Origin of the sequence: Streptomyces poriferorum (genome assembly GCF_019399235.1) — a bacterium.
Taxonomy (GTDB): domain Bacteria; phylum Actinomycetota; class Actinomycetes; order Streptomycetales; family Streptomycetaceae; genus Streptomyces; species Streptomyces poriferorum.
In genome coordinates this window covers 1-4368 of the sequence record NZ_JAELVH010000426.1, presented here as the reverse complement: position 1 = coordinate 4368, position 4368 = coordinate 1, and the positions used below count along the sequence as shown (strand labels likewise).

5 protein-coding genes and 1 pseudogene are annotated in these 4368 nt (G+C 70.7%); 1 reads left to right on the top strand and 5 read right to left on the bottom strand.

The window, feature by feature from the left end:
- A partial coding sequence (locus tag JGS39_RS37585; protein ID WP_219574270.1) for a C40 family peptidase occupies positions 1–1131 on the top strand: 1131 nt, incomplete at its 5' end.
- 89 nt (positions 1132–1220) lie between these two features.
- On the opposite strand, the gene JGS39_RS37580 is transcribed toward JGS39_RS37585, so the two are convergent.
- From JGS39_RS37580 to JGS39_RS37560, 5 genes and pseudogenes are all read right to left on the bottom strand, one after another.
- Complete coding sequence (locus JGS39_RS37580; protein ID WP_219574269.1) at positions 1221–2462, bottom strand: styrene monooxygenase/indole monooxygenase family protein; 1242 nt, start codon at positions 2460–2462, stop codon at positions 1221–1223.
- Positions 2463–2492: 30 nt separating this feature from the next.
- A complete protein-coding gene (locus JGS39_RS37575) occupies positions 2493–3143 on the bottom strand; it encodes a GTP-binding protein (protein WP_148020704.1) in 651 nt (216 codons plus the stop codon).
- Entirely contained in the window at positions 3124–3540 is a 417-nt protein-coding gene (locus JGS39_RS37570) for a DUF742 domain-containing protein (RefSeq protein WP_219574268.1), read from the bottom strand. The genes JGS39_RS37575 and JGS39_RS37570 overlap by 20 nt, the downstream gene beginning before the upstream one ends.
- Complete coding sequence (locus JGS39_RS37565; RefSeq protein WP_219574267.1) at positions 3537–4016, bottom strand: roadblock/LC7 domain-containing protein; 480 nt, start codon at positions 4014–4016, stop codon at positions 3537–3539. Before JGS39_RS37565 ends, JGS39_RS37570 begins: the two co-directional genes overlap by 4 nt.
- Positions 4013–4368 (bottom strand): annotated as a pseudogene (locus JGS39_RS37560) (histidine kinase); the annotation flags it as partial. The pseudogene JGS39_RS37560 and the gene JGS39_RS37565, both read right to left, overlap by 4 nt.

Here is a 4368-nt window from a genome sequence, read left to right as displayed (position 1 = left end):
CCGTCCCCCTCACCGTCCCCCCCGCCGTCCCCTTCTCCGGGAGCCGACGACGCCGACGCACCGGCCGGCACTCCGGCCGCAGGTCCGGAAGCGGCGGCCGGCAGCGTCACCGGGCTCCTGAGCGAGCTCCAGCGGCTGTACCAGCAGACCGAGGAGGCCACCGAGACCTACAACGGGACGGCGGCCGAGCTGAAGAAGAAGGCCGCGGAGGCGAAGAGGCTGGACTCCGCGCTTGCCGCCTCCCGGCTCCAGCTGTCCCGCAGCCGCGATGCCGCCGGCCGGCTGGCCCGTGAGCAGTACCAGGGCCGTTCGGACCTCTCCGCATATCTGCGGCTGCTCCTGATGCGCGATCCCGAGTACGCGCTGGACCAGGGCCAGGTCGTCCAGCGGCTGGCCGCGGGCCGGGTGGCGACCATGAAGCGCCTGGGCGGTGCCGAGAAGCGCGCCGCCGAGCTGGCGAAGCAGTCCCGCAAGGTCCTGGACCGGCAACGGACCCTGGCAGCCCGGCAGAAGAAGGAACGCGACGCGGTCCAGGCGCGGCTGAAGCAGGTCGAGGGGCTGCTCGCCACGCTCTCCACCGACCAGCTCGCCGAGCTCGCCAGCCTCGAGGAGGAGGGCACCGACAAGGCGCAGGACGCGCTGGTCGCCTCGGGCGCCCTGTCCTCGTCCCGGCCGGCGACGGCGCAGGGAGGCGAAGCGGTCCGGTACGCGATCGAGCAGATCGGCAAGCCGTACGTGTGGGGCGCGGAGGGTCCGGACTCCTTCGACTGCTCCGGGCTCACCTCACAGGCCTGGGCGAGTGCGGGCCGCACCCTGCCGCGTACCTCGCAGGAGCAGTGGCGGCAGCTGCGGAAGGTGCCGGTGAACGCCCTGCGGCCGGGCGATCTGGTGGTCTACTTCCCGAAGGCCACACACGTGGCGCTGTACATCGGCAACGGCCTCGTGGTGCAGGCGCCGCGGCCCGGATCCCAGGTCAAGGTCTCGCCCGTGGCGTCGAATCCGCTGCTGGGCGCCGTCCGGCCCGACCCGGAGAGCGCGCCGCTGACCACGTACGAGGCTCCGGAGCTTCCCGAGGGGGCCTCCGACGGCTCCGACGAGGGGTACGGCGAGACGTCGGCACCCGACGCGTAGCCTCGCGCCGAACGCATCGGCCGGGCCGGCCCGCCGGAGGGTCCCGGCGGTGCCCGGCCCGGCCGTGGCGTTCAGTGCGTACGGGGCTCTCAGGCGGCCGGACCCGCGACCGAGGCCAGGTACGCGTTCGTCTTCTCCGGCTCGTAGAAGAAGTTCTCGAAGTCCGCCGGGTTGTTGAACCCGTTCGCGAAGCGGTCGGCGACGGGCTGGAGCTGGCCGGCGGCGCCGATCAGGTTCAGCACGTGCTCCGGCGGGACGCCGAGCATCGCGTTCGTCCACTTCGTGACGTGCTGGGCGGTCTCCCAGTAGCGGTCGAAGGTGGCCTGCATCCACTCCGCGTCGAACGCGCGGTCGCCGTGCTCGATGATCGAGTCCAGGTACGCGTTGGCGCACTTGGAGGCCGAGTTGGAGCCCTGACCCGTGATCGGGTCGTTGGCGACTACGACATCCGCGACCCCGAGCACCAGGCCGCCGCCGGGGAGCCGGCCGATCGGCTTGCGGACGGTCGGGGCGTAACGGCCCGCCAGGGTGCCGTTGGCGTCGGTCAGTTCGACCTTGGTGGCGCGCGCGTACTCCCACGGGGTGAACTTCTCCATGAGCTCCAGCGTCTTGGCGAGGTGCTCCGAGGGGTCCTTGATGCCCTGGAAGGCGTCGAGCGGTCCGCCCGGAATGCCCTCCCAGAACAGGATGTCGGCGCGGCCGGACGTGGTCAGGGTCGGCATCACGAAGAGTTCGCCGACGCCCGGGACCAGGTTGCAGCGGACTGCGTCGAACTCGGGGTGCTCGGGGCGCGGGCCCATACCGTGGACGTACGCGACGGCCAGGGCGCGCTGCGGGGCGTCGTACGGCGAACGGGATGCGTCCCGGCCGAACATGGAGACGAGCTCGCCCTTGCCGGCCGAGACCATCACCAGGTCGTAGGTGCGGGAGAAGTAGTCCAGGTCCGAGACGGCCGCACCGTGGATGACGAGCTGTCCGCCCCGCTGGGCGAAGGTGTCCATCCAGCCGGCCATCTTCACGCGCTGGTCAACGGACTGGGCGAACCCGTCCAGTTTGCCGACCCAGTCGATGGCGCGCGAGGAGTCGGGGGCGGCGACCGAGACGCCGAGGCCCTCGATGCGCGGGGCCTGGGACTCCCAGAAGTTGAGCTGGTAGTCCCGCTCGTGCTGGAGCGCCGTGTGGAACATGCACTGCGTCGACATGACCCGCCCGGAGCGGATCTCGTCGGCCGTGCGGTTGGACATGAGGGTGACTTCGTAGCCTCTGGACTGCAGTCCGAGGGCGAGCTGGAGCCCGGACTGGCCGGCTCCGACTATGAGTATCTTCCGCATCGCGGTTCTCCGTTGTGTGTTACGTGCGAGCTATGCCGGGGTGGCGTCGAGAGCGTGGCCCACCAGGGCCAGCAGCGACTCGACGACGGTGATCCTGTTACGCGCGTCCATGATCACAACAGGCACGTGCGGAGGGACGGTCAGGGCCTCCCGGACATCCTCGGCCTCGAACCCGGGTGTTCCCTCGAAGTGGTTGACGGCCACGATGTACGGCAGCCCGCAGCTCTCGAAGTAGTCGAGGGCGGGGAAGCAGTCGGCGAGGCGGCGGGTGTCGGCCATCACGACCGCGCCGATCGCGCCGCGCACGAGGTCGTCCCACATGAACCAGAAACGCTGCTGGCCCGGTGTGCCGAAGACGTACAGCACGAGGTCGTCGTCGAGCGTGAGGCGGCCGAAGTCCATGGCGACGGTCGTGGTGACCTTGTCGGGCGTGGCGCTGAGGTCGTCGGTCTCCTCGCTGGCCTGGGTCATCATCGCTTCGGTCTTCAGCGGGGTGATCTCGGAGACCGAGCCCACGAAGGTGGTCTTGCCCACGCCGAAGCCGCCCGCGACCACTATCTTCGTGGCGATCGGGGCCCTGGTGCGGTCGAGCTGCCAGGCCTGGAGCGATTCCTCGGCCTGGTCCTTCGGCCCCGGCTGACGCGGGGCGAACAGCGGCGACTCAGAGACGACGGAGTCCATTGAGCACCCTTTCGAGCAGTGCGCGGTCGGGCTGGCCGGTGCCGTGACCGGTTCCGTACACGCGGATCTTTCCCTGGTCGGCCAAGTCGCTGAGCAGCACCCTGACCACGCCGAGCGGCATCTTCAGCAGTGCGGAGATCTCCGCGACGGTACGCATCCGGCGGCAGATCTCGACGATGGCCTGGAGCTCCGGCATGAGGCGGGAGGCCAGGTTGCCGTTCGTCAGTTCGCGTCGCTCGTCGGGGGCTTCGAGCGCGGCGACGAAGGTCTCGACTAGCAGCACGTGGCCGAAGCGAGTACGGCCGCCGGTGAGCGAGTACGGGCGCACCCGGGCGGGCCGTTTGTCGGCCCCGCGCACGGGGAGCCTGCGGGCGGGTTCAGCAGCAGCGTGGGTCACTGGGCGCTCTCCATCGATTTGCGCAGCTCACTGCGGAGTTCGGGGGTGAGTACGTGTCCGGCACGGCCGACGAAGAGCGCCATGTGGTACGCGATGACGCTCATGTCGCAGTCGGGTGTGGCGTGCACACCCAGCAGCGAGCCGTCGCTGATCGACATGACGAAGACACTGCCCTCGTCCATGGCGACCATGGTCTGCTTGACGCCGCCGCCGTCCATCAGCTTCGCGGCACCGATGGTGAGGCTGCCGATGCCGGAGACGATGGTCGCCAGATCGGCGCTGGAGCCGCGGGGGCCGTCCTGCCGCCCTGCCACCTGGGCGACCTGGTGGCCGGGGTCGGAGGAGAGCAGCATGAGTCCGTCGGACGAGACGACGGTGACCGAGTGGACCCCTGGCACCTCCTCCACCAGATTGCTCAGCAACCAGTGAAGGTTCCGGGCCTCGGTGCTCAGCCCGAACGTGCTGGGCGCAGTCAACTGCGTGCCTCCTCGACTGTGTCCCCCGTCTCTCCGGATCGGCCATCGGTACGGCCGGCCTGCTCAGTGTGCTCGGTACGTGCGGTGACTCCGGCCGGTCCGGTGGCCTCGGCGATCTCCGCCTCGACGTCCCGGCGGCCGTTCTTCGCGCCCTGGTGGAAGCCGCCGAGCCGGCGGCGCAGGGCCTCCTTGTCGACGCTGCCGGTGCGCTCGGGCGCGGGGGCCGACGCGGGCCTGACGACCTTGGGGGTGCGCTTGGGCAGGCCCTTGTCGGTGATCCGTCCGGGCTGCGGCTCGGACTGCGGCTCCGGCTCCGGCCGGCGCGGTCCCGGGAGCGCGTCGGCCACTGGGG

What these genes read in the sequence shown, in the direction of transcription:
- JGS39_RS37575 (WP_148020704.1), bottom strand. Translation starts at nt 3,143, where the DNA reads ATGGACTCCGTCGTCTCTGAGTCGCCGCTGTTCGCCCCGCGTCAGCCG.
- JGS39_RS37580 (WP_219574269.1), bottom strand. Translation starts at nt 2,462, where the DNA reads ATGCGGAAGATACTCATAGTCGGAGCCGGCCAGTCCGGGCTCCAGCTC.